Source organism: Dysgonomonas mossii DSM 22836 (genome assembly GCF_000213575.1).
GTDB lineage: Bacteria > Bacteroidota > Bacteroidia > Bacteroidales > Dysgonomonadaceae > Dysgonomonas > Dysgonomonas mossii.
On record NZ_GL892011.1, the window covers coordinates 155,714 to 179,789 of the forward strand.

Here is a 24,076-nt window from a genome sequence, read left to right on the forward strand (position 1 = left end):
ATAATTATTTTCTCTTGTAAACAAAAAAGATTAGGGGTTGAATATCATCCCGACAGATAGCCAGCCAACAAACTAACTATTTAAATCTTAGATAATAACCTTAAATTATTATCTCCCTAAAGTTAAGTTCCATTAAAGTTATTATTATAAAGTTTTACAGAAAAGGCTTTACTCTAATTTATTAAAAATTCTCAAAAATCAATATTTTAATATAGATATACATGCGTATATACAACATTCTTGAGCTTAACGAGAAGCTCACTATCGAACTTAGAACCATCGCAAAAGAGCTTGGGATAAGACGTCCCGATGCTTATAAGAAAGATGAGTTAATCTATAAAATTCTTGACGAACAAGCTATCTTAGAAGCAAAAAACAAAAATTCGGAGAGCTATCAAAGTGAAGATCGGATAGAACAACAACAAAGGAAGTCCCAGTCTGCAGCTAAGAACAAACAAGAAAAACCAAAGAACCAACCGCAAGCGAAAAAAACAGAACAAGACTCTAAACCTGCTGATGCCTCCCCTAAAAAAGAAGAGCCAAAACCTCAGGTAAAAGTAACACCTAAAGAGGCTCTTGTTGTGGAAAAGAAAAATGAACCGAAAGCAGTTATTGAAGAAAAAGAAAAGGCTCCACAAAAAGAGGTAGTAAAGAAAGTGGAAGAAAAAGAAAAGGAAGCTAAGCCTGTTAGCAATGTGAAACAACAGCCAACAGCGGTAAAGCCGACTCAACTGGTTTTTCGTTCCAACAAGGTAAGAGAAGCTCAGCCAGAAGAACCTGTTCCGGGATTACCTCTTCTTTCTCCATTAGAAATTGATGCAGAGGTTCCTGCTGTGGAAATTATTACTGAAGCACCAGCTAAAACAAATAAACCGGCGCAGCAACAAAACAATCAACAAAATCAAAAACAAAATAATCAGAATCAAGAAAAATCTTTTGATTTTGAAGGAATATTGTCAGCAACAGGTGTTTTAGAGATTATGTCGGAAGGGTACGGATTCCTTCGTTCATCCGATTATAATTACATGTCATCTCCTGATGATATATATATATCCCAATCACAGATACGTCTATTCGGCTTGAAAACCGGAGACATCGTAGAAGGACCAATACGTCCACCCAAAGAGTCTGAAAAATTCTTCCCATTGGTTAAGGTAGATAGAATCAATGGACGCACACCGGATGAAGTACGTGACCGTGTTCCGTTTGATCATTTGAAGCCACTATTCCCGGATGAGAAATTCAAGCTTACAAAAGGACGTAATGACAATTTATCATGCCGTGTTGTAGATCTATTCTCTCCGATTGGTAAAGGACAGCGTGGTTTGATTGTTGCTCAACCGAAGACCGGTAAAACAACATTGCTAAAAGATATAGCAAATGCGATTGCAGATAACCATCCTGAAGTGTACATGATCGTTCTTCTGATTGATGAACGCCCTGAGGAGGTTACCGATATGGAACGCAGTGTAAATGCTGAAGTTATAGCATCTACATTTGACGAACCGGCAGATCGCCATGTTAAGATAGCCGAAATAGTATTGAATAAAGCAAAACGTATGGTAGAGTGTGGACATGACGTGGTTATCCTATTGGATTCTATCACTCGTCTAGCTCGTGCATACAATACTGTGCAACCGGCATCAGGAAAAGTATTAACCGGGGGGGTTGACGCAAATGCATTACATAAGCCAAAACGTTTCTTCGGGGCAGCACGTAATATCGAAAATGGAGGATCTCTTACAATCATTGCGACAGCACTAACTGAGACCGGCTCTAAAATGGATGATGTTATCTTCGAAGAATTTAAAGGTACAGGTAACATGGAGCTTCAGCTCGATCGTAAATTGTCTAACAAGCGTATCTTCCCTGCAGTGGATATTATTGCGTCAAGTACTCGTCGAGACGACTTGTTACTCAGCAACGACACCCTAAGCAGAATGTGGGTTCTTCGTAACTTCTTATCTGATATGAACTCTGTAGAAGCAATGCAGTTCCTTGATGGAAGACTACGAAAAACAATAAATAATGAAGAATTCCTTATCTCAATGAACGACTAAATAAGAAGAATTATAATTCTAGATAACAGAAGCAAGGGAAAAAGAAGTAACTTTACCCTTGCTTTTTTATTTTAAATAATTCTAAATAAGAACGTATGAAACACGATCATAATCATAACGACCACCAACATTCACATAGCGGACATAGCCATGCACACAATGCCAATAAGAAAGCTTTAACTATCAGTTTCTTCCTGATAGCCGGATTCATGTTTGTTGAATTCATCGGAGGATATTTAACGAATAGCTTGGCTTTAATATCCGATGCAGGACATATGTTAAGTGATGCTGTTGCACTAGGACTAAGTTTAAGTGCTCTTATTTTCGGATCAAGAGCAGCAACCCCATCCAAAACATATGGATATAAACGTTTTGAAATACTAGCAGCTTTATTAAATGGCATTGTCCTTGTCCTAATTTCTGCTTTTATATTCAAAGAGGCTATACATCGTCTTTCGGAGCCGCCTCATGTGATAGGCCCGGGTATGATGGTCATCTCAGTCATTGGGCTTATTATTAATATAATTGTCGCATATATCCTACATTCACAAGGTTCGACCAAAGAAAACTTAAACATCAGAAGTGCTTTTCTGCACGTTATAGGTGATTTGTTAGGTTCTGTTGGAGCTATAGCTGCAGCAATACTCATCATGTTGTTTGGCTGGTATATAGCCGACCCAATAGCAAGTATGATTGTTTCACTATTAGTTCTGTATAGTGGATGGCACGTTCTTAAAGAATCTGTTAACATATTGATGGAAGCTAAACCGGCAGAGATAGACTCTGATGAAGTAGTAAATGCATTGAAGTCAATACAAGGCATAGAAGATATACATGACTTACATATATGGATGATAACTTCCGAATTTTCGGTATTAACAGTTCATCTAATAGTAAAACCAAATGCTGATCGTGACCTAATCCTAAATAAGGCTAAGCGCTCTATTCATGAAAAATTTGGGATTAAGCATGCCACAATTCAGTTAGAAGGGAAGAATATTTGTTTGTCTGAAGACTCTTGTAATTAAAGTATTTTTCAAAGGGAAATATAATCAAATAAAAAACGACAAAATCAGATAATGATTTCGTCGTTTTTCATTTAGTATCTATGTATTTTATTCTCTTTCTAAATTGAAAGTACTTTCAATGTTTCTACTAAATCCGGCTGAATTGGTTTATTCTTTTTGATCGCTTTGGAAAATGGAACATATACAATCACATCATTCTGAATACCAATCATTACATTGCGTTGTCCATCAAGTAGAGCATCGATTGCAGAAGCTCCCATTCGACTCGCTAGTATACGATCGTTGGCAGTAGGAGAACCTCCACGTTGCACATGTCCAAGAATAGTTACTCGTACATCGTACTGAGGAAATTCTTTTTTCACACGTTCGGCCATCATCATTGCTCCACCGGTGATATCACCCTCTGTAACAAGAACCAGGCTACTGTTTTTACTTTTACGAAATCCATTAGATATCAAATCGGCTAATTGGTCTTGTTGCATTGATCTCTCGGGGATAATAGCAGCTTCTGCTCCGGAGGCAATCGCTCCATTGAGTGCAAGAATACCGCATTCACGCCCCATCACCTCAATAAAGAATAAACGTTCGTGCGAACTGGCTGTATCGCGAATTTTATCTACAGCTTGCATGATTGTATTCAACGCTGTATCATAACCAATCGTTAAGTCTGTACCTTGCAAGTCATTATCAATAGTTCCCGGTAGGCCAACTATAGGAAAATTATATTCTTGTGCAAAAATACGGGCTCCAGTAAGTGAACCATCTCCACCTATAACAACCAAAGCGTCAATATTCTCGCGTTGAAGTGTTTCGTATGCTGTCTGTCGACCTTCTGTTGTTTCAAATTCTTTACAACGAGCTGTTTTAAGAATTGTACCTCCTTGCTGTATAATATTACTTACACTATTTGTTTTGAAAGGTATAATTTCATCAAATACCAATCCCTTATAACCACGCATAACACCTTTAACTTCTATTCCGTTATAGATAGCTGAACGAGTTACTGCACGAATAGCTGCATTCATACCCGGAGCATCGCCTCCGGAAGTAAGGATACCAATACACTTAATGTTAGCCATAATGTTATTTATATTTATTCTTAAAGTCCCTTTTTCAAAATGAATTACAAAAATAAGAATAAATTTACTGATAAGGCTAATCTCAATATGTCAATTTGGTTAAATTAACACCGATCTTATTTCCTCTATTTTTGCTTCTACTTCCTCCATTTGCCATTTTGGAGTAGAAGTTGCACCACAAATACCTATTGAGGCTGTTTTGCTTACTAAATCAGGGTTTATATCTGATGGAGTAGTGATAAAATACGAGTTCGGATTATATTTTTTACACTCAGCAAATAAGACCTTTCCATTTGAACTCTTCTCTCCTGCTACAAAGAATATGATGTCGTTATTCAGAGCAAATTCTTTGATGTTAGGGATACGGTTTGATACTTGACGGCAAATAGTATCAAAAAATTCAAATTTAGCATCTCCCGTCATTCTGCCTTGAATAATATCAATTATCTCTTGAAATCCATCCAGCGGTTTTGTTGTCTGAGAGAATAAACAAATATTTTTAGAAAAATCGAGTTTTTCGAGATCTTCTTTCTTCTCAATAACAATAGCACTCGATTCAGTTTGTCCGAGTAGCCCATTCACTTCGGCATGACCGTTTTTACCATAAATAACAATTTGTGTATTGTTATCTCTTTCACTGTCATATTTGTCGTGTATCTTTTTCTGAAGACGTAAAACAACAGGACATGAGGCATCTATGATCTCGATATTGTTTTCTTTCGCCGTTTGATAGGTTGAAGGTGGCTCGCCATGAGCCCTAAGTAAAACTCTGGCATTTTTTAGTTTTGCAAACTCTTCATGATTAATAGTCTTCATTCCAAGTTTCTCCAATCTGTCTACCTCTAGGTTATTATGCACGATATCACCTAAACAATAAAGCATACCTCCTTTGGCCAATTCTTCTTCTGCTTTCTTTATGGCATTAACTACCCCAAAGCAAAAACCTGACTTAGCATCTATTTCTATATTACTCATTTAATTTGTAGTTATTTGTTTGAACTTTTGTACCAACCATTGCATCTGATCGTCAATGGTCATATATGAATTATCCAGAAGAATGGCATCATCCGCTTGGATTAAAGGGCTTTCTGCCCGCGTCTGATCCATATGGTCTCTGGTTCTTAAATTTTCCAGCACTTCTTCGTATGTCGTTTTCGTATCACCCTTCGACTGCAATTCATCAAAGCGCCTCTGTGCCCTAATTTCAGCTTTTGCTGTCACAAAAACTTTCATCTCGGCATCAGGGAAAACAACAGTTCCGATATCTCTTCCATCCATTACAATTCCTTTAGCCTTACCCATTTCTTGTTGGAGAGCTACCATTGCATGACGAACAAAAGGAATTGCGCTAACAATACTTACTTTTGACGATACCTCCATACTGCGTATCTGAACTTCAACATTCTGTCCATTCAGATATGTCTCAGGAGTTCCTGTATCTTTATTTAAGTGAAACTGTATCTTTATATTTTCTATTTCGTTACGCAATTTTTCTTCATCCAGTGCTTCGCCATTAAAGAGGTTATGTTCTATGCAATATAATGTTACAGCCCTATACATGGCTCCACTATCTATATAGATATACCCAATCTCCCTTGCCAAACTTTTGGCCATAGTACTCTTACCATTCGATGAAAAACCATCTATTGCGATAACTATTTTTTTCATTACTTACTTCTATTAAACATCTAAGCGATATAAATGTTTATGTTGATTCGTTATAAATTATATTCCTAATAAAGATGCGGCAAAGATAATTCTAATTTTTCATTCTAAATCCTCCTTCGTTTTATAACGAGAAAGATGTTGCCGAAAAAAACTATTGTATTACAAAAAAATGTGTATTTTTGCAGCCTGAAACATTTTTATATATAAATGATAAATCGCGTTCTTATTCGTATCAGGGTTGTTCAAATACTGTTTTCATGCAGTCATAGTGAAACCACAGATTTGAGAAAGGCAGAAAGCGAATTGATGCTTAGCCTACAAAAATCATATGATTTGTACTTTTATCTGTTATCGTTGATGGTAGAGTTGACTAATACTTATGCTCAGAGAGTAGATAGTCGCAAATCAAAGCTATTGCCCACCAAAGAAGATATGAGTCCAAACATAAAGTTATTGAATAACAAATTCATATCTCAACTCAGTCAAAACACAGAACTGATAAAATACCTGAACGATAGGCCTTTCTCATGGGCAGAACATGATGCCTTTATCCGCAACCTATTGGATAATATCTTAAACTCTGACATATATAAAGAATATATAGAAAATCAATCTCAAGAATATACTGACGATCGTGAGTTTTGGCGTAAAGTTTTCAAGCAAATTATATGCACGACTGAAGATTTGTATTCTATCCTTGAGGACGAAAGTCTTTACTGGAACGACGATATCGAAATTATCCAGTCTTTTGTTCTAAAAACAATTAAACGCTTTGATGAAAACAAAGGAACAGAACAAGAGCTGCTTCCTATGTTTAAGGATGAAACCGATAAAGAATTTGCAGTAAAATTATTGAGAGAGTCCTTATTCAACGGAAAAGAATATAGAGAGCTGATTGATAAATACACTAAGAATTGGGAGTCGGAACGTATTGCTCTGATGGATATGGTTATAATGCAGATCGCAATAGCTGAAATCATCGAATTCCCATCTATTCCTATTAGCGTTTCATTAAATGAATATATAGATATAGCGAAGTCATATAGTACTATAAAAAGTGCTTCTTTTATAAATGGAATTTTGGATGCGATTGTAAAAGAGCTGAAAGAAGAAAAAAAGATAATTAAGAAATAATAGTATTTATCATATTTTCGCATAAAGCCTATTTCAAAATATTCACTTATATTTGTAAAAACTTATTCAAGAAAAGTAACTGAAGTAAGAATAATATAAATCAATATTAAAGAACAATTATGACTTTATTAAATGTATTGTTACAAGCTGCAGATGGTGGAGCTTCTCCTGCCGGAGGTTTATTAGGCGGAAGTACCGGCATGATTATTATGATGGTGCTGCTCTTCGGAATCATGTACTTCTTTATGATCAGACCACAGCAAAAGAAACAAAAAGCTCTACAAGAAGCAAGAAACGCCATTAAGGTAGGTGACAAAGTTGTTACAGCCGGAGGTGTTCACGGAAAAGTGAAAGAAGTGGGTGATACATATTTTATTCTTGAAATAGCAGAGGGAGTAAAAATTAAGATTGAAAAATCTTCTGTATATGTTTCAGCCGAAGATACTAAGAAACAATAATTTTTTTATTACGGTAAATATCCGGGTATAGCTTATGAGCGATACTTACGATAAGGAAATATTTGCACAAAAGGTCAAAGCTTTTTTCAAGACAATTCGGTGGAAAAAGATTTTGACCTTCATGTTTTTTGTGCTTTTATCTTTTATTTTCTGGATGATGCAAGTGTATCGCCAAAAATACGAGGCTACCCTTGCTATACCTGTAAAATACATAAATGAGCCGGATAGTATAGTCTTTGAGAATGAATTGCCAACAATGGTTTATGCCCGAATCAAAGATGACGGTGCTACTCTATTTCGATACTACCTCACCAAGCGTAAAGACTCGTTGGTGGTTGACGTCAGAGAGGTTATCAAAAATTCACCTGACAAAGTTATTCAAGGACGTAACTTTGAGCAATTAATACGTTCAAAGCTTTTCGTTACATCCGAACTAATAAGCTACTCTCCTACTCGGGTATCATATTCCTATGCATTATTGCGAAGCAAAAAGCTACCCGTTATTTTTAACGGTAGTGTAAGTCTCGATGCCGGTTATATGCTCGACGGAGACTTGATAACTCAGCCGGATTCTGTAATGGTATACGGCAGTAAAGCTTCATTAGATACCATTTTCTTTGCCTATACAGAATCAGATACATTAAGGAGTATCAAGTCGGCAAAGAAGGTAAAAATAAAGATGAAGCCTATACTAGGAGTCAAATATGTTCCGAGTGAAATAGAATTGAATATTCCAATCGATGAGTTTATAAAAAAGGAAGTGGAAGTGCCTATTACCTGCATCAATTTACCTAGCAACCTGGAAATAAAACTATTCCCTTCTGCTGTCAAGATTGAATTTTTTGTAGGAAAAAGAAGGCCTGATAATATAACCAGTAGTAACTTTGAAGTTACCATAGACTACAACGATATAAAAGAGCTGAAAGATGCAACTATACCAGTACGTATAACCGATAGTCCTGATTATATACGTACAATGACGCCTGTACCTTCAGAGGTAGAGTTTGTTCTCGAACAATAATAACAATTATGATCAAACTAGGTATAACCGGTGGCATAGGCAGTGGAAAATCAACTGTCTCTCAAATATTTTCACTTAGTGGTGTGCCAGTCTACATTGCTGATGTAGAAAGTAAAAGGCTAGTTGCTACATCTCCTACAATCAGAGAAAAACTAATCAATCTATTTGGTGAAGAACTATATAGTGAAGGAGTATTAAATAAACCATTGCTCGCTTCTCATATTTTTAATGATAAGAAAAAACTGGAAACAGTGAATGCAATCATTCATCCCGAAGTCGAACGTGATTTTATTGAATGGGTAAAAAAACATGCACAATGTGATATTGTAGCACATGAAGCAGCGATCCTCTTTGAATCCGGATTTAACCACATGATGGATAAAGTGTTAATGGTATACACGCCTTTAGACATAAGAATCGAGCGAACAATGTTACGAGACAACCTCTCTAAAGAAAAGGTGATGGAACGCATACAAAATCAGATGTCGGATGAAGAAAAAGCTAAACTTTCTGACTTTGTAATTGTTAATGATAACACAAAATCATTGATCGAACAGGTAACGAATATAATACAAGAACTTAAAACCTCAAAAAACTAGATGCAAATACAAGAATCATATCAGAAAATTTTTGCAGAGAACAAAAAATGGGTTGAAAAGAAGAATAAGGAAAACCCGGATTTCTTTGCTCATCTTGTAAAAGAACAAAATCCTGAGTATTTATACATCGGATGTTCCGATAGCCGTGTACATGCAAATGAAATAATGGGTTTGCAACCGGGAGAAGTGTTCGTTCATCGCAACATAGCTAATATGGTTGTAAATAATGACTTAAATGTATTATCTGTCATTAACTATGCTGTAGAATATTTAAATGTAAAATATATCATTGTTTGCGGTCACTATAATTGTGGTGGAATAAAAGCAGCTATGCAACCAAAAGATTTAGGTATTTTGAATCCATGGTTACGAAATGTGCGAGATGTATATCGTTTGCATGAAAAAGAGCTCGATGCTATTCCTGATATGAAGGATCGCTACAATCGCTTGGTGGAACTTAATGTCTACGAACAGTGTCTGAATGTTATAAAAACAGCAGAGGTCCAAAAATCATATCTAGAATCAGGATACCCACGTGTAGCAGGTTGGGTGTATGATCTTAACGATGGTACTTTGATAGACCTGAACATTGACTTCAAGAAGGAGCTTGATCATATTCGCAAAATATACGACCTAACGAAGGAAAAGTAAAATAAGATTATACTAAATAATGAAACTTAGACATACATATATAGCTTTATGTTTGGGGATACTTACACTTGTTCTATTACAAGGCTGTAAATCTTCAACAAAGACAGAAGAATCTAAATTACTGATGGTTACAATAGAGCCGCAGAGGTATTTTTTAGAGGCTCTTGTTGGCAATCACTTCAAAGTAGAATGCATTATTTCTCCCGGAATGAATCCGGAAAGTGCAGACTTTACTCCTTCACAGATGATGAATCTTGACAAAAGCACAGCTTACTTCAAGGTGGGTTATCTTGGTATAGAGAACTCTCTGATAAATAAAGTTGCGGCAAGTAATCCTGCGTTTAAAGTAATTGATTGTTCGGATGGCATAGAATCAACCTGTGAAGACCACAATCATCACGAAGGGCATGATCATAATCATCATGGACATGTAGGAGGTGATCCTCATACATGGAGTTCTGTCGTTTCAGCTAAAATAATTGCAGGAAATATGTATAAAGGGCTTATCGAAATAGACAAGGCAAATGAAGCTGATTACAAAGCTAATTACGATAAACTTCTCTCCGAAATAGACAAGACCGATAGCATAATAAAATCGTATCTGAAAAAAGCACCAAGCAAAGCTTTTATTATTTACCATCCTGCGCTTAGCTATTTTGCCCAAGAATATGGACTAACACAGTATTCTATTGAACATGAAGGGAAGAATCCTTCTCCTGCACAGTTGAAAGAACTGATAGATAAAGCAAAAGCTGAAGGTATAAAGGTTGTGTTTATTCAAAAGGAATTTGATACAAAGAATGCAGAAACTGTAGCCGAAGCTACTGGCGGAAAAGCAGTACCTATCAATCTGCTGTCTTATAACTGGAGTGAAGAAATGATTAAAATAGCTAGAGCTATGGCTTTAGAAGATTAATTGATGAGTAAAATTCTTGAGATAAAAGATCTTTCTGTAGGATACGACGGCAATCCTTATGTATTGAAGAATGTCAATCTGGAAGTTACCAAGAATGATTTTCTCGGTATTATCGGGCCAAACGGAGGAGGTAAAACAACTCTTCTCAAAACTCTCATGGGGTTGGTTAAGCCGGCTTCGGGTAAAATATCTTTTTACAGGAATAATATAAAGGTTGATAAAATAAACATCGGTTATCTGCCTCAGATCAATCAGATTGATAAAAAATTCCCAATATCTGTATATGATGTTATCTTGTCTGGATTAACCGTAAAAAAAGGTATTTTCTCTTCTTATACAAAGGAACAAAAAGAAAAGGTTCATGTCGTAGCCGAAAAAATGGGGTTGGAACAGCTTATACACCGTTCGATAGGTGCGTTATCAGGTGGGCAGTTGCAACGCACATTACTAGGAAGGGCGATTATCGATGACCCCGATTTGTTAGTTCTCGATGAGCCTAATTCCTATGTGGATAAACGTTTTGAAAGCAATTTCTACAAATTGCTCGAAGAGATAAATCTGGATACGGCTATCATACTGGTATCTCATGATGTTGGAACCGTTATTTCACTCGTGAAGAATATAGCATGCGTAAACGAAGGACTGCATTATCATTCAGGCACGAACATCTCGACCGACTGGCTTGAAAAATCATACAATTCTTGTCCTATCGAAATAATTGGACATGGAGATTTTCCTCACAGGGTTTTAGAGAAACATGAAGGTTGTGACTGTTGCAAAGAAGATTAGCAACTCTTTATCTCTCTTTTTTCAAAAATGACTATAAATTGATATTACTCTATATTTGAGAACTAAACACATGCTTAGAACGTTAAATAGGTTATAAAAACAATTATATTATGAAAAAGATATTTTTTGCATTCCTTGTTGCATTTACACTTGCAGCTTGCGGACCAGTTTACAACACACAACTTAAACAAGTAGAACTGGGGATGACACAACGAGAGATCGTCTCACTTATGGGTGATAAATATTCAGTTGTCGACCAAAGAAGTAATGGTGACCAGACTTTAGAATACGTAGATAAATTTAAAAACCACTGGTACTTTGTTTTTGTTAATGGGCAGCTAAATAAATGGTATAAGGAAACAGAGAAATAAAATTGTATTAGAATAAAGAAATAGGATGTATCAATGGTGCATCCTATTTTTATTACATATAGACATACTTTATATAAAGAATGATACAGCATTTATTTCTTATGATTTAATCTTTCTTTAAAGTCACTCAAATCTGTTTCGCGAATAGCCCTGTATTTTATATCTTTTTTGTATATTTGCAGCCTAATTTGGGGTAGTATATTTACTTCAAATCGATACACCAAAAAGAAGATTTATTACAGAATGGATAAAATACGAAATTTTTGCATTATAGCTCATATTGATCATGGTAAAAGTACCCTTGCTGACAGGCTTTTAGAATATACAAAGACTGTTGAAGGCAAAGACTTGCAAGCTCAGGTACTTGACAACATGGATCTGGAACGTGAGCGTGGCATCACTATAAAAAGCCATGCCATACAGATGGAATATGTATATAAAGGCGAAAAATATATTCTTAATCTGATTGATACTCCCGGACACGTTGACTTTTCGTATGAAGTTTCACGTTCTATAGCAGCATGTGAAGGCGCATTATTAATAGTAGATGCCGCACAAGGGATACAGGCACAAACAATATCAAACCTGTATATGGCAATCGAGCATGATCTTGAGATTATCCCTATTCTGAATAAGATAGACCTTCCAAGTGCTATGCCCGATGAAGTTGAAGATCAGATTATAGAACTGTTAGGTGTAAAAAAAGAGGATATAATACGTGCCAGTGGTAAAACAGGAGAAGGCGTTTATACCATACTGGATTCAATTATAGAACGTATACCGGAACCACAAGGAGATCCCGAAGCTCCGTTACAAGCACTTATTTTCGATTCAGTTTTTAACTCTTTCCGTGGTATCATTGCTTATTATAAAGTGGTGAATGGTACAATAAAGAAAGGTGATCTAGTAAAATTCTTTGCAACAGGGAAAGAGTATGAAGCAGACGAAGTAGGTGTACTAAAATTGGATATGTCTCCGCGTAATGAAGTAAGGTGTGGCGACGTTGGTTATATAATTTCAGGGATTAAAACTTCGAAAGAAGTAAAAGTTGGTGATACTATCACACATGTAAAAGGAGCCTGCGACAAGGCTATTGATGGCTTCGAAGAAGTAAAGCCAATGGTTTTTGCCGGAGTTTATCCTATCGATAGCGAAGACTTTGAAGACCTACGCTCATCGTTAGAGAAACTTCAGTTGAATGATGCCTCTCTTACATTTCAGCCGGAATCATCTGTTGCCTTAGGGTTTGGTTTCCGTTGCGGATTCTTGGGCCTTTTACATATGGAGATTATACAGGAACGCCTCGACCGGGAATTCAACATGGATGTGATTACAACTGTTCCAAATGTTTCTTATATCGTTCACGACAAGAAAGGGAACACGAAAGAAGTTCACAACCCCGCAGGACTCCCCGACCCTACTCTGATAGATTATATAGAAGAACCCTATATACGTGCTTCGGTAATCACCAATACCACCTATATAGGGGCTATTATGACTTTATGTCTGGGCAAACGAGGTATCCTTATCAAACAAGAATATATCTCAGGAGATCGTGTTGAGATTATATATGATATACCGTTAGGAGAGATTGTCATCGATTTCTACGATAAGCTGAAAAGTATTTCGAAAGGATATGCTTCATTCGATTATCATATGCATGACTATCGTGAATCGAAGCTTGTAAAATTGGACATACTACTAAACGGTGAATCTGTAGATGCTCTGTCTACACTAACACATGTTGACAATGCCGTAAACTTCGGTCGTCGCATGTGTGAAAAACTGAGAGAACTGATCCCTCGTCAGCAGTTTGATATAGCAATACAGGCTGCTATCGGTGCTAAAATCATTGCCCGTGAGACGATCAAGGCCGTACGTAAAGATGTTACGGCGAAATGTTATGGTGGTGATATCTCTCGTAAGCGTAAACTTCTCGAGAAACAAAAAGAAGGTAAAAAACGCATGAAGCAGGTAGGAAACGTAGAAGTTCCTCAAAAAGCTTTCCTTGCAGTATTGAAACTGGATTAAATTATCTATATACAGATCATTCGAATTAGTTTAGAAATAAAAAAGTGACATCTAGAAATAGTTTAAAAACTGTTACTTTTGTTACTTTTTACTTGAAAACGATATTGACACTTGCGAAATTATGACATCCTTTGAAAAAATAGAAATAAAAGATTTTACGCCCGATTCATTCGGGTTAAAAAACAAATGGATGCTTGTTACTGCATCTAAGCCCGATGGAACAGTGAATACAATGACTGCAAGTTGGGGAGGATACGGTGTGATGTGGAACAAAGAAGTAGTATTTGTTGTTATACGTCCTCAAAGATACACAAGGGAGTTTGTAGAAAGTACTGAATCTTTCTCTCTTACTTTCTTTGATAAAAAATACTTAAAGGACTTAAGTTATTTAGGTAAAGTATCGGGGCGTGATGAAGATAAAATCTCAAAAGCCGGACTAAATATTGCCTTCGATAAACATATACCATATTTTATGGAAGCCGAAACAGCTATTTTTGCCAAAAAGCTCTTTGTCCAGCGTATCCAAGAAGATGCTTTTCTTGAAAAAGACATCATCGAAAGATGGTATCCCGAAAAGGATTTTCATTACTTGTATATTGCAGAAGTAACAAATATCTTAAAGAGGAAATAAGGATGAATCGTGAAGAAGTCACTCTGACTAAGTTTGTGGTTGTTGGAATATCTGTCCGTACTACGAATCAGAATCATCAATCGCAAGAGGATATTGCAAAACTATGGGAAGTTTTTTTCCGTAATGCTTACATTCAGCAACTGATGCCTAATAAGGTATCTAATGATATTTATTGCATTTATACTGATTATGAGAGTGACTATACAGGAGAATACACGACTGTATTGGGTTATAAAGTTTCTAGTATTGAAGGAATACCTACAAATTTAGGGTTAACTTTCAAAGAAATACCAGAATCAAAATATTATAAGTACCTTTCGGAAGGTGAACTGCCTTATGCCATAGGTAAAACTTGGGCACATATTTGGCAGTCTAATATAAAAAGACGTTATTTAGCAGATTTCGACATCTATGGTGAGGAGTCGAAAGACCCTAAGAATGCTAAAATAACAACATATTTATCTATTTAAATAAATTTCACTTTACACAAAGAATGAGAAAATGGCGCATCGAAGACTCAGCTGAGTTGTACAACATCGCAGGCTGGGGTATTAATTACTTTTCTGTTAATGAGAAAGGTAACGTTGTTGTAACTCCACGAAAAGATGGGGTGGCTGTTGATTTAAAAGAACTGATGGACGAATTGCAGCTTCGCGATGTGTCAGCTCCTGTATTGATTCGTTTTCCGGATATTCTGGATAATCGTATCGAAAAAATTTCCACGTGCTTTAAACAGGCTGCCGAAGAATATGAATACAAAGGGCAAAACCATATAATATACCCTATCAAGGTAAATCAAATGCGCCCGGTGGTAGAAGAACTTATCAGCCACGGAAAAAAATTCAATATCGGATTGGAAGCCGGCTCTAAGCCGGAACTTCATGCCGTTATAGCAATCAATACCGATTCAGACTCGCTTATAATCTGTAATGGATATAAGGACGAAAGTTATATTGAGTTAGCTTTATTGGCACAAAAGATGGGCAAGCATATATTCATTGTAGTTGAAAAATTAAATGAGATCCCCCTAATTGCCAAAATAGCTAAAAGACTAAAGATAACGCCTAATATCGGTATACGTATCAAGCTGGCTAGTTCCGGCAGTGGTAAATGGGAAGAGTCTGGTGGTGATGGAAGTAAATTCGGATTGAACTCAAGTGAACTGTTAGAAGCTTTGGCATATCTTGAAAAAGCAAATATGCAAGAGTCATTACGCCTTATCCATTTTCATATTGGAAGTCAGATTACTAAAATTCGCCGCATAAAAACAGCATTACGTGAAGCCGCTCAATTCTATGTACAGTTACATGCAATGGGCTTTAAGGTAGAGTTTGTTGATATTGGTGGAGGACTAGGTGTTGACTACGATGGTACACGTTCATCTTATAACGAAAGTAGTGTAAACTACTCGATACAAGAGTATGTGAATGACTCTATCGCTACAATGGTAGATGCAGCCGATAAGAATGGCATTCCGCACCCTAATATTATAACAGAATCGGGACGATCGCTCACGGCACACCACTCTATTTTGGTATTTGAAGTGTTGGAAACAGCTACTTTACCCGAGTGGGACGAAGATAAAGATTTGTCAGAAGACGACCATGAGCTCGTTAAGGAGCTTTATCAAATATGGGACGATCTTAGCCAGTCGCGTATGTTAGAAGCTTGGCACGACGCACAACAGATTCGTGAAGAGGCACTCGACTTATTTAGTTTGGGAATGCTAACATTGAAAACGAGAGCGCAGGTAGAGCGTCTTTACTTCTCTATTGCCCGTGAAATATTCCAAATTGCAGGCAGAGCAAAACATGCTCCTGAAGAGTTGAAACAATTATCAAAATTATTACCGGATAAATATTTCTGTAATTTCTCCTTATTTCAGTCGTTGCCGGACTCTTGGGCTATTGACCAGATTTTCCCAATTATACCAATTCATAGATTGGACGAAAAGCCGGATAGAACAGCAACACTGCAGGATGTAACTTGTGACTCTGACGGAAAGATAGATAACTTTATCTCTAACGGTAATCAGTCATCATACTTGCCGGTACATAGCATGAAGAAGAACGAATCATATTACCTCGGAGTATTCCTTGTGGGTGCTTATCAGGAAATATTGGGCGACCTTCATAACCTGTTTGGAGATACAAATGCAGTTCATATATCAGTTGATAAAGACGGATATAAGATAGAGCAAATGATAGATGGTGAAACTGTTGCAGAAGTATTAGACTATGCTCAATACAATGCGAAAAAGCTTGTCCGTACAGTTGAGACATGGGTTACATCAAGTGTTAAACAAGGGACAATAACAGTAGAAGAAGGAAAAGAGTTTCTCTCAAACTATCGTTCAGGTCTTTATGGATATACTTACCTTGAGTAATTAAAGTATAAGCTAATATAATCAGATCCTCTTTATGCAAATGTGTAAAGAGGATTTTTTATTTATTTCGTGATTGAATGTTTTGCACACCTATCAGGCTATCATAGCGTTGCCCGGATGGACGGTAGTAGACAAATATCTGATATTCATTTTCTGTTTCAAAATAATTACCTTCTATTTTTGCTGTTGAGTAACTAGCTCCCGACTTAGTCAGATACTGATAATTATACAAACCTTGCTTTAAAAGCAGAGCTATATAATATTGTCTGTTCTCTTCATCATATATCATTCTATATTTGTCGGTAAAGTTATTATCAGTAAAGTCCCCATTAATAAAAATATCCTCGCCTATTGGGCTATCCATTGGTAGAGTAAATACTGTATTAAAATAATCAGACTCTATCTCACTATCATTCTTATCGTTACTTCTAATATAAAATCTTCCATTTTGATCTTGGTCATAACTATATGATCTCCCAGCTCTGATTTTATCAGGAACGATGTACATTGTATAATTAGGTCGATTATATTCAATATGCTCTACATTCAAACCATTGTATCTATAACTGGATGTCTCAAATCGACGATATTCATTTCCTGCTTCAAATATCAGATTCCCATTGTGTTCATATATTAATTTATCGGAACTAACATAAGTAGGCTTTATTTGGCGTCGTTCTGTATCGAGTCTATTGTTTTGCCAAGCAAAGATTTTCAATTCGGTAAAAGGGTCTCTTATATTAAGATTCTGATGAAATATACTAAAAGACAACTGTTGATGCCCCTTATTTGTATCAATATCCGTATTAGAAGTGATGCTTGGAGCTATACTTACTTGTGTATCTACAACAGAGAAACAAGCAGTAAGTAAAACTTCTTCAGGAGTACCATCTTCGTAGATTTCAATAACATAGTTTCCTGATAATTTAATATTTACATCATTATTAGGAATATCAATAGCAAAGTGAGTATATTCTACTGTTGTATTTAAAGAAGAAGCATAATCATCGATCGGGTTATCATTGAATCCACTTAGATAATCTATCTCAGATATGCCACTGCTTCTTTTCCAGTATGCATCACAATGTATTATCCGATAACGTAAACGATTCATTGAGTTTTCAGAAATACGATCGAAACTCATATGTATATAATCGTTGCCATCCAATGCTATGATGGGATATGAACTCCAATCGTTATTTTTATTTACCTGTACCGTATATATATCATCAGATATTGCTTGGGTATGATAGACTTGTGAAAAAGTATATATACTCGTTAGATAAAAGATTATAGAGAAAAATAGCAATAGTTTATTATTCATTATTCTAAACTTAATTGTTGCAGAGACCTTTTTCAAAAAGTGACAAAAGTAACAGGTTATTGTCTATTTTTTCATGTCACTTTTTAGCTATAAAAGTAAACTACAATTCTATTATTAGATAATTTAAATTCTTAAAAATAATACTCGTGCATGCCCTTAATATCGATCTTTCCAGAGCTTTTTGAGCCATTCCACAATTTTACTTTCAGCTGCATTCTGTTGGGGTTTCCAAAATTGTCTCCCCTGTATCTCTTTAGGTACATAATCTTGTTGGACGAAATTATTTTCAAAGCTATGTGCATATTTATATTCTTTTCCGTAATTCAATTCCTTCATCAACTTTGTAGGCGCATTACGTAAGTGTAATGGCACAGGTAGATTTCCTGTCTCATTTACTAAGGCTATGGCTTCATCTACCGACATGTATGCTGAATTACTTTTAGGAGATGTTGCCAAATATATAGTAGTTTCAGCCAGTACAATACGCCCTTCAGGCCATCCAATTTTATGCAAAGCATCGAAACAAGCATTTGCTAACAACAAGGCATTTGGATTTGCCAATCCAATATCTTCTGCAGCAGAAATAACAAGACGTCGTGCTATAAATTTCGGATCTTCACCTCCGGCCACCATCCGCGCCAACCAATAAATAGCAGCATCGGGATCGCTCCCTCGTATCGACTTTATAAAAGCAGAAATAATGTCATAATGCATTTCCCCTCCTTTATCGTATGCTGCCGGATTTTCTTGCAAACGTTCTGTTACCAGTTTATCGGTTATTGAGATCTTATCATTTGTTTCAGATGAGATTACTAAATCAAGTATATTCAATAATTTACGGGCATCACCTCCCGAAAAACGCAATATCGCATCCGTTTCTTTAAGTTCGATATCCCGATCTTTAAGTATTATATCCTGTGTTAAAGCCCTATGAGCCAGTTCTTCCAAATCTTCTTTACCTAAAGATTGCAAGACATAAACCTGACAACGTGACAACAACGGGCGAATAACCTCAAAGGAGGGATTTTCTGTAGTTGCTCCAATTAATGTTATTACCCCTGTTTCTACAGCACCGAGTAATGAGTCTTGTTGTGATTTAGAAAAGCGATGGATTTCATCAATAAACAAAATAGGACTCTTGGTATTAAAGAACTGATTCTTTTTAGCCAATTCAATTACTTCTCGCACATCTTTTACACCGGAGTTTATAGCACTAAGAGTATAAAAAGGCGTATCAAGTGTATTCGCTATTATCTGAGCCAATGTAGTTTTGCCCACTCCAGGAGGCCCCCATAGTAAAAAAGAAGGAACTCTGCCCGATTCTATCATCTTTCGAAGAATAGCACCCTCTCCTACTAAATGTTTTTGTCCTATATATTCTTCGAGATTACGCGGACGTAACCGCTCTGCTAAAGGTTGGCTCATTTATATATATGTTTAAGCTCTAAATATCCTCAAATCTACAAAAAGTTTGATTTAATAACAAGCCGGATTGCTATCCAACGGAACAGAAATGTATTAAAGCTTGATTAAGTTATTATTAAATATTTTCTTATTTGTGTCTTGATATATTATACTTATATGTAGTTTATAGTAATCTCTAAAATATATATAAAACAGAAAAAGACAAATAAACACCTATAAATAAAAACATTAAACACATCCAATAGAATCACTATCAATTCTGACAAATCGTCATATTTTATTTTTTTTATTGTCATCATATATTTTGGCATAGCTTTTGAACAAAGGCTAATGTCATTGAAATATCAATTGAAAGAAATTAGAATAGAAATTAATTAGAAACAATATAATAATATAATAAGATGGGAAAAATAATAGGAATTGACTTAGGTACCACAAACTCTTGTGTTGCCGTGTTGGAAGGTAACGAACCTATCGTTATCACAAACAACGAAGGAAAAAGAACAACACCTTCTGTTGTTGCTTTTATTGAGGGAAATGAACGTAAAATTGGTGATCCTGCAAAACGTCAGGCTATCACAAATCCGGAAAAAACAATATACTCCATAAAAAGATTTATGGGAGAAACATGGGATCAAGTTCAAACCGAAGTAACCCGTGTACCTTATAAAGTAGTGAAAGGAGATAACAATACACCACGTATAGACATTGACGGACGTCTTTATACTCCTCAGGAAATTTCAGCGATGATTCTTCAAAAGATGAAAAAAACAGCTGAAGACTATCTTGGACAAGAAGTGACAGACGCAGTTATTACTGTACCTGCATACTTTAGCGACTCGCAACGTCAGGCAACAAAAGAAGCCGGAGAGATTGCAGGTCTTAAAGTTCAACGTATCGTTAATGAGCCTACAGCTGCTGCACTTGCTTATGGTCTTGACAAGGCTCACAAGGATATGAAAATTGCAGTGTTCGACCTTGGTGGTGGTACATTTGATATCTCTATCCTAGAATTAGGAGACGGTGTATTTGAAGTTAAGTCAACCAATGGTGACACTCACCTTGGTGGTGACGATTTCGATCAGGTTATTATTAATTGGCTGGCTGAAGAGTTCATGAATGAAGAGGGACTGGATCTACGTAAAGACCCAATGGCTTTACAGCGTCTGAAAGAAGCTGCTGAAAAAGCAAAAATAGAGCTATCAAGCACAACTTCTACTGAAATCAACTTGCCATATATTATGCCGGTTAATGGTATTCCAAAACACTTGGTAAAAAATCTAACTCGTGCTAAATTTGAGCAATTAGCAGACTCACTTATTCGTAAGTGTATCGAGCCATGTCGTCAATCGTTGAAAGATGCAGGATATTCTCCATCCGATATAGATGAAGTAATCTTAGTCGGAGGTTCTACTCGTATACCTGCTGTACAAGCAGAAGTTGAGAAGTTCTTCGGAAAGACACCATCCAAAGGTGTAAACCCTGATGAAGTTGTTGCCGTGGGTGCTGCTATACAAGGAGCTGTATTGACAGGTGAGGTGAAAGATGTATTATTACTTGACGTTACTCCATTGTCTCTTGGTATAGAAACAATGGGAAATGTAATGACTAAGCTAATTGAGGCCAATACAACCATTCCTACGAAGAAGAGCGAAACATTCTCTACCGCTGCCGACAACCAACCGTCTGTACAGATTGTTGTACTTCAAGGAGAACGTCCGATGGCGAGAGACAATAAACAAATAGGTGTCTTCAATTTAGACGGTATATTACCGGCACGTCGTGGTGAGCCTCAAATTGAAGTTACATTTGATATCGATGCCAATGGTATTCTTAGTGTATCGGCAAAAGATAAAAAGACCGGTAAAGAACAATCTATTCGTATCGAGGCTTCATCGGGTCTTACAGACGCAGAAATCCAACGAATGAAGGACGAAGCTGCAGCTAATGCAGAAGCAGATAAGAAAGAAAAAGAAAAGATAGACAAGTTGAATCAGGCAGATTCAGTTATTTTCCAAACAGAAAATCAATTGAAAGATCTTGGAGATAAAATTCCAGCCGATCAGAAAGCTTCTATCGAAGGTGCTTTAAATAAACTAAGAGATGCTCACAAAGCTCAAGATATTCCAGCTGTTGATTCTGCTATGGATGAATTAACTAAATTAATGCAGGAGCTCAGCCAAAATATATACAATCAGCAACAAGCAGGTGCTCATCCGGGACAAGAAGCCGGAGGTAATACTGGTAGCCAATCTAATGGAGGCGACAATAATGTGACTGATGTAGATTTTGAAGAAGTGAAATAAGCAAATAGAAACAGATAGTATATTTATTAAAAAGCTCATTATCCTATATTAGGTATAATGAGCTTTTTGTATTATATATAGAGTCCTTTTATTCGTTAAATTTTGCTCCACAACTCAGAAAATAAAGCTAAAGAAGATTCTATTCGAGCCATTGAGCATCGTATATCTTGATGATCGTATCGGCATTCTTCTAAATTAGAGAGAAGTTCCAAAAATGTATTCGGTTCAATACCTCCACATTTACCAAAATAATTAAATAGTCCTTTTTTCTTTTCTAGAGATATAGAATCAATGAAAGTAAAGCATACACGAGCAAAAGAAGAAAAGGTGTTGGCTATTTCTATAGGTTGATAAAAACGTCCTCTATTAGTATAGTTAAAACGAATCTCTGCAATATAAATGAGTATCTTTTCGCATAGAAATATCATATTATTTGTTAGATCAGAATCACTGTCTTTATCTTGTATTTTTTGAATAATACTTTGAGATGAAATTTCGATTTCATTAAGGTATTTTCCAAATAGTTCATAATATTTTTCTAGATCAGGATGGCTGCTCATCATTACGCTTGGAGGAATATAGTTCGAATCTATACTGTAATTATTATCTTCTTTAATAACCCGTCCTAGAATAAGATTAGATATTCCGAATTCTTCTTTTGGAATTTGTCCCATTGGTTGTATAGACAAATGATAGGTTTGTCTATAATTAGATGATGTTTCTTGAACGCTTACAATACCTTGACACTTATTATAAAATGGTTCTACAGCTAAAACAACATTCCAGTGTTTATTATCTTCAATCTCTTGACTAAAATCATAATCTAATCGCACAAAGTCAGAATAATTAATAGGCTTTATATCTATACGACCACCTCTAGAGGTAATAGCATTACATTGAGTCAACTCTATTGTTATTTTATCTTTAATTATTTTTTTGATTTTCAGATCACATGATGACATTTCACCTTTGTAAGGAGGCAATAAACCATAGCTGAAATTAGCAAATTCCACACTATTCCAATCTTGAATCCTGTCTGCATAATTACCCTTTGTTCGTTGCAAATGAGTTTCTGATATTTTAATATTGTCTATCAGGCTCCCCATTTTCTTCTTTATAGGAATAAGCATATTTTTACTCTTTATTATTGTTTGTTTATGATCAAATATAAGTATAGTTTTCCTGTACTTTTTTAATTCGTTTGTATCGGTGTTGTTTAAAATTTGATATTATAGTTTTGTAAAAATCTTTGAAATCATATATAATACAATACATTATTCTTATTTTTACTTGAATTATGTATCCTTCATTCCATATATTAATCTAATATATTCTGAAGTAAAATTGATAATATTTTTATTTTATATCCAAATTATAATTCGGATATGCTTTCCTAAAATAAAATATATGTGTAAAATTCATTATAGCTTAATAGCTTCATTAGTTTGCGTTATCGAATATTTAACTATTTGATTATTTGCACATTTATCATAATGCAAAGGTTGCAAAGTTAAAAAAAAATATGAGATTTTTATCTTTTAATTATTTGAAACTATATTAAGGTTTGTGAAAAAAGAGTAGAGTATATATGAAATAAGAATGATTTGAATGAGAATGTATTAATATATTTATTTCAGGATTTTAAAAACAAAGTACCTCATTGGTATAATGAGATCCTTTTCTTCTGTTATTTATCATTCCTAATGGAGTCTGATTGTTCAAAAACAAAGAGTCCGCATACAATTGCTTGTATACGGACTTTGCTTAAAACGGCGGTAACCTACTCTCCCACTTTTACGCAGTACCATCGGCACGACCGGGCTTAACTTCTCTGTTCGGAATGGGAAGAGGTGGAGCCCCGGTGTTATAACCACCTGAATATCGTTACGGATGAATCGTTTTCCATCCTTATAGGATTGACCTGATGTAAAAGAGCAAATAATTCCGTATCATAGATACCAATCTAGCAAACCTCTGGGTTAGTTGTGCGGGGCAGACCTGAGTCCGCCCCCCTGTGAAAGCTTTCGGGCAATTAGTACTGCTCGGCTATGACATTACTGCCTTTACACCTGCAGCCTATCAACGTTGTAGTCTACAACGACCCTTATGAGGATATCTTATCTTGAAGCCGGCTTCGTACTTAGATGCTTTCAGCACTTATCCGATCCAGACTTAGCTACCCGGCGATGCTCCTGGCGG

General features: G+C 35.9%; 21 protein-coding genes and 2 rRNA genes. 15 read left to right on the forward strand and 8 right to left on the reverse strand.

Annotated elements, in window-relative coordinates:
• Positions 1 to 221: 221 nt before the first annotated feature.
• Both rho and HMPREF9456_RS15275 read left to right on the forward strand, forming a co-directional pair.
• Positions 222 to 2,060, forward strand: a complete 1,839-nt coding sequence (gene rho, locus HMPREF9456_RS15270; protein WP_006844464.1) for a transcription termination factor Rho — start codon at positions 222 to 224, stop codon at positions 2,058 to 2,060.
• A 95-nt stretch (positions 2,061 to 2,155) separates the two neighbouring features.
• Positions 2,156 to 3,088 (forward strand): cation diffusion facilitator family transporter, encoded by a 933-nt coding sequence (locus tag HMPREF9456_RS15275; protein WP_006844465.1) that lies wholly within the window; start codon positions 2,156 to 2,158, stop codon positions 3,086 to 3,088.
• Positions 3,089 to 3,186: 98 nt separating this feature from the next.
• On the opposite strand, the gene pfkA is transcribed toward HMPREF9456_RS15275, so the two are convergent.
• The 3 genes from pfkA to cmk all read right to left on the reverse strand — a co-directional run bounded on the left by pfkA (position 3,187) and on the right by cmk (position 5,835).
• Entirely contained in the window at positions 3,187 to 4,167 is a 981-nt protein-coding gene (gene pfkA, locus HMPREF9456_RS15280; protein WP_006844466.1) for a 6-phosphofructokinase, read from the reverse strand.
• Positions 4,168 to 4,266: 99 nt separating this feature from the next.
• Entirely contained in the window at positions 4,267 to 5,142 is an 876-nt protein-coding gene (locus tag HMPREF9456_RS15285) for a 4-hydroxy-3-methylbut-2-enyl diphosphate reductase (RefSeq protein WP_006844467.1), read from the reverse strand.
• Positions 5,143 to 5,835 carry a (d)CMP kinase gene (gene cmk, locus HMPREF9456_RS15290; RefSeq protein WP_006844468.1) on the reverse strand — a complete coding sequence of 231 codons (693 nt, stop codon included), beginning with the start codon at positions 5,833 to 5,835 and terminating at the stop codon, positions 5,143 to 5,145.
• A 207-nt stretch (positions 5,836 to 6,042) separates the two neighbouring features.
• Between cmk and nusB the strand changes: the two genes are divergently transcribed.
• The 12 genes from nusB to speA all read left to right on the forward strand — a co-directional run bounded on the left by nusB (position 6,043) and on the right by speA (position 16,822).
• Positions 6,043 to 6,969, forward strand: coding sequence for a transcription antitermination factor NusB (nusB, locus tag HMPREF9456_RS15295; RefSeq protein ID WP_006844469.1), 927 nt, complete (start codon positions 6,043 to 6,045; stop codon positions 6,967 to 6,969).
• A gap of 119 nt (positions 6,970 to 7,088) precedes the next feature.
• Complete coding sequence (gene yajC / locus HMPREF9456_RS15300; RefSeq protein WP_006844470.1) at positions 7,089 to 7,427, forward strand: preprotein translocase subunit YajC; 339 nt, start codon at positions 7,089 to 7,091, stop codon at positions 7,425 to 7,427.
• A 34-nt stretch (positions 7,428 to 7,461) separates the two neighbouring features.
• Positions 7,462 to 8,448 carry a YbbR-like domain-containing protein gene (locus HMPREF9456_RS15305; protein ID WP_006844471.1) on the forward strand — a complete coding sequence of 329 codons (987 nt, stop codon included), beginning with the start codon at positions 7,462 to 7,464 and terminating at the stop codon, positions 8,446 to 8,448.
• A gap of 8 nt (positions 8,449 to 8,456) precedes the next feature.
• Entirely contained in the window at positions 8,457 to 9,047 is a 591-nt protein-coding gene (gene coaE / locus HMPREF9456_RS15310) for a dephospho-CoA kinase (RefSeq protein WP_006844472.1), read from the forward strand.
• Positions 9,048 to 9,698 (forward strand): carbonic anhydrase, encoded by a 651-nt coding sequence (locus HMPREF9456_RS15315; RefSeq protein ID WP_006844473.1) that lies wholly within the window; start codon positions 9,048 to 9,050, stop codon positions 9,696 to 9,698. It begins immediately after the preceding gene.
• A 19-nt stretch (positions 9,699 to 9,717) separates the two neighbouring features.
• Entirely contained in the window at positions 9,718 to 10,614 is an 897-nt protein-coding gene (locus tag HMPREF9456_RS15320; protein ID WP_006844474.1) for a metal ABC transporter solute-binding protein, Zn/Mn family, read from the forward strand.
• Positions 10,615 to 10,617: 3 nt separating this feature from the next.
• On the forward strand, positions 10,618 to 11,403 hold the full coding sequence (locus HMPREF9456_RS15325; RefSeq protein ID WP_006844475.1) for a metal ABC transporter ATP-binding protein: 786 nt from the start codon (positions 10,618 to 10,620) through the stop codon (positions 11,401 to 11,403).
• A gap of 110 nt (positions 11,404 to 11,513) precedes the next feature.
• Entirely contained in the window at positions 11,514 to 11,774 is a 261-nt protein-coding gene (locus HMPREF9456_RS15330; RefSeq protein ID WP_006844476.1) for a hypothetical protein, read from the forward strand.
• Between the two features lie 243 nt (positions 11,775 to 12,017).
• Positions 12,018 to 13,805 (forward strand): translation elongation factor 4, encoded by a 1,788-nt coding sequence (gene lepA / locus HMPREF9456_RS15335; protein WP_006844477.1) that lies wholly within the window; start codon positions 12,018 to 12,020, stop codon positions 13,803 to 13,805.
• Positions 13,806 to 13,926: 121 nt separating this feature from the next.
• Positions 13,927 to 14,436: a flavin reductase gene (locus tag HMPREF9456_RS15340; protein ID WP_006844478.1), complete on the forward strand. Its 510-nt coding sequence runs from the start codon at positions 13,927 to 13,929 to the stop codon at positions 14,434 to 14,436.
• 2 nt (positions 14,437 to 14,438) lie between these two features.
• Positions 14,439 to 14,906: a GyrI-like domain-containing protein gene (locus HMPREF9456_RS15345; protein ID WP_006844479.1), complete on the forward strand. Its 468-nt coding sequence runs from the start codon at positions 14,439 to 14,441 to the stop codon at positions 14,904 to 14,906.
• 23 nt (positions 14,907 to 14,929) lie between these two features.
• A complete protein-coding gene (gene speA, locus HMPREF9456_RS15350; protein ID WP_006844480.1) occupies positions 14,930 to 16,822 on the forward strand; it encodes a biosynthetic arginine decarboxylase in 1,893 nt (630 codons plus the stop codon).
• A 58-nt stretch (positions 16,823 to 16,880) separates the two neighbouring features.
• Here the strand turns inward: speA and HMPREF9456_RS15355 are convergent, their stop codons facing one another.
• Positions 16,881 to 18,146 carry a type IX secretion system plug protein gene (locus HMPREF9456_RS15355; protein WP_006844481.1) on the reverse strand — a complete coding sequence of 422 codons (1,266 nt, stop codon included), beginning with the start codon at positions 18,144 to 18,146 and terminating at the stop codon, positions 16,881 to 16,883.
• A gap of 156 nt (positions 18,147 to 18,302) precedes the next feature.
• Positions 18,303 to 19,571: a replication-associated recombination protein A gene (locus HMPREF9456_RS15360; RefSeq protein ID WP_006844482.1), complete on the reverse strand. Its 1,269-nt coding sequence runs from the start codon at positions 19,569 to 19,571 to the stop codon at positions 18,303 to 18,305.
• A 401-nt stretch (positions 19,572 to 19,972) separates the two neighbouring features.
• On the opposite strand from HMPREF9456_RS15360, the gene dnaK reads away from it, so the two are divergent.
• A complete protein-coding gene (gene dnaK, locus HMPREF9456_RS15365; protein WP_006844483.1) occupies positions 19,973 to 21,877 on the forward strand; it encodes a molecular chaperone DnaK in 1,905 nt (634 codons plus the stop codon).
• Between the two features lie 95 nt (positions 21,878 to 21,972).
• Here the strand turns inward: dnaK and HMPREF9456_RS15370 are convergent, their stop codons facing one another.
• From HMPREF9456_RS15370 to HMPREF9456_RS15380, 3 genes are all read right to left on the reverse strand, one after another.
• A complete protein-coding gene (locus HMPREF9456_RS15370) occupies positions 21,973 to 23,007 on the reverse strand; it encodes a hypothetical protein (RefSeq protein WP_006844484.1) in 1,035 nt (344 codons plus the stop codon).
• A gap of 637 nt (positions 23,008 to 23,644) precedes the next feature.
• Positions 23,645 to 23,755: ribosomal RNA gene (gene rrf, locus HMPREF9456_RS15375) — 5S ribosomal RNA — on the reverse strand.
• A 133-nt stretch (positions 23,756 to 23,888) separates the two neighbouring features.
• Positions 23,889 to 24,076, reverse strand: a 23S ribosomal RNA gene (locus tag HMPREF9456_RS15380); the annotation flags it as partial.

What these genes read in the sequence shown, in the direction of transcription:
- rho (WP_006844464.1), top strand. Translation starts at nt 222, where the DNA reads ATGCGTATATACAACATTCTTGAGCTTAACGAGAAGCTCACTATCGAA.
- HMPREF9456_RS15275 (WP_006844465.1), top strand. Translation starts at nt 2,156, where the DNA reads ATGAAACACGATCATAATCATAACGACCACCAACATTCACATAGCGGA.
- pfkA (WP_006844466.1), bottom strand. Translation starts at nt 4,167, where the DNA reads ATGGCTAACATTAAGTGTATTGGTATCCTTACTTCCGGAGGCGATGCT.
- HMPREF9456_RS15285 (WP_006844467.1), bottom strand. Translation starts at nt 5,142, where the DNA reads ATGAGTAATATAGAAATAGATGCTAAGTCAGGTTTTTGCTTTGGGGTA.
- cmk (WP_006844468.1), bottom strand. Translation starts at nt 5,835, where the DNA reads ATGAAAAAAATAGTTATCGCAATAGATGGTTTTTCATCGAATGGTAAG.
- nusB (WP_006844469.1), top strand. Translation starts at nt 6,043, where the DNA reads ATGATAAATCGCGTTCTTATTCGTATCAGGGTTGTTCAAATACTGTTT.
- yajC (WP_006844470.1), top strand. Translation starts at nt 7,089, where the DNA reads ATGACTTTATTAAATGTATTGTTACAAGCTGCAGATGGTGGAGCTTCT.
- HMPREF9456_RS15305 (WP_006844471.1), top strand. Translation starts at nt 7,462, where the DNA reads ATGAGCGATACTTACGATAAGGAAATATTTGCACAAAAGGTCAAAGCT.
- coaE (WP_006844472.1), top strand. Translation starts at nt 8,457, where the DNA reads ATGATCAAACTAGGTATAACCGGTGGCATAGGCAGTGGAAAATCAACT.
- HMPREF9456_RS15315 (WP_006844473.1), top strand. Translation starts at nt 9,048, where the DNA reads ATGCAAATACAAGAATCATATCAGAAAATTTTTGCAGAGAACAAAAAA.
- HMPREF9456_RS15320 (WP_006844474.1), top strand. Translation starts at nt 9,718, where the DNA reads ATGAAACTTAGACATACATATATAGCTTTATGTTTGGGGATACTTACA.
- HMPREF9456_RS15325 (WP_006844475.1), top strand. Translation starts at nt 10,618, where the DNA reads ATGAGTAAAATTCTTGAGATAAAAGATCTTTCTGTAGGATACGACGGC.
- HMPREF9456_RS15330 (WP_006844476.1), top strand. Translation starts at nt 11,514, where the DNA reads ATGAAAAAGATATTTTTTGCATTCCTTGTTGCATTTACACTTGCAGCT.
- lepA (WP_006844477.1), top strand. Translation starts at nt 12,018, where the DNA reads ATGGATAAAATACGAAATTTTTGCATTATAGCTCATATTGATCATGGT.
- HMPREF9456_RS15340 (WP_006844478.1), top strand. Translation starts at nt 13,927, where the DNA reads ATGACATCCTTTGAAAAAATAGAAATAAAAGATTTTACGCCCGATTCA.
- HMPREF9456_RS15345 (WP_006844479.1), top strand. Translation starts at nt 14,439, where the DNA reads ATGAATCGTGAAGAAGTCACTCTGACTAAGTTTGTGGTTGTTGGAATA.
- speA (WP_006844480.1), top strand. Translation starts at nt 14,930, where the DNA reads ATGAGAAAATGGCGCATCGAAGACTCAGCTGAGTTGTACAACATCGCA.
- HMPREF9456_RS15355 (WP_006844481.1), bottom strand. Translation starts at nt 18,146, where the DNA reads ATGAATAATAAACTATTGCTATTTTTCTCTATAATCTTTTATCTAACG.
- HMPREF9456_RS15360 (WP_006844482.1), bottom strand. Translation starts at nt 19,571, where the DNA reads ATGAGCCAACCTTTAGCAGAGCGGTTACGTCCGCGTAATCTCGAAGAA.
- dnaK (WP_006844483.1), top strand. Translation starts at nt 19,973, where the DNA reads ATGGGAAAAATAATAGGAATTGACTTAGGTACCACAAACTCTTGTGTT.
- HMPREF9456_RS15370 (WP_006844484.1), bottom strand. Translation starts at nt 23,007, where the DNA reads ATGCTTATTCCTATAAAGAAGAAAATGGGGAGCCTGATAGACAATATT.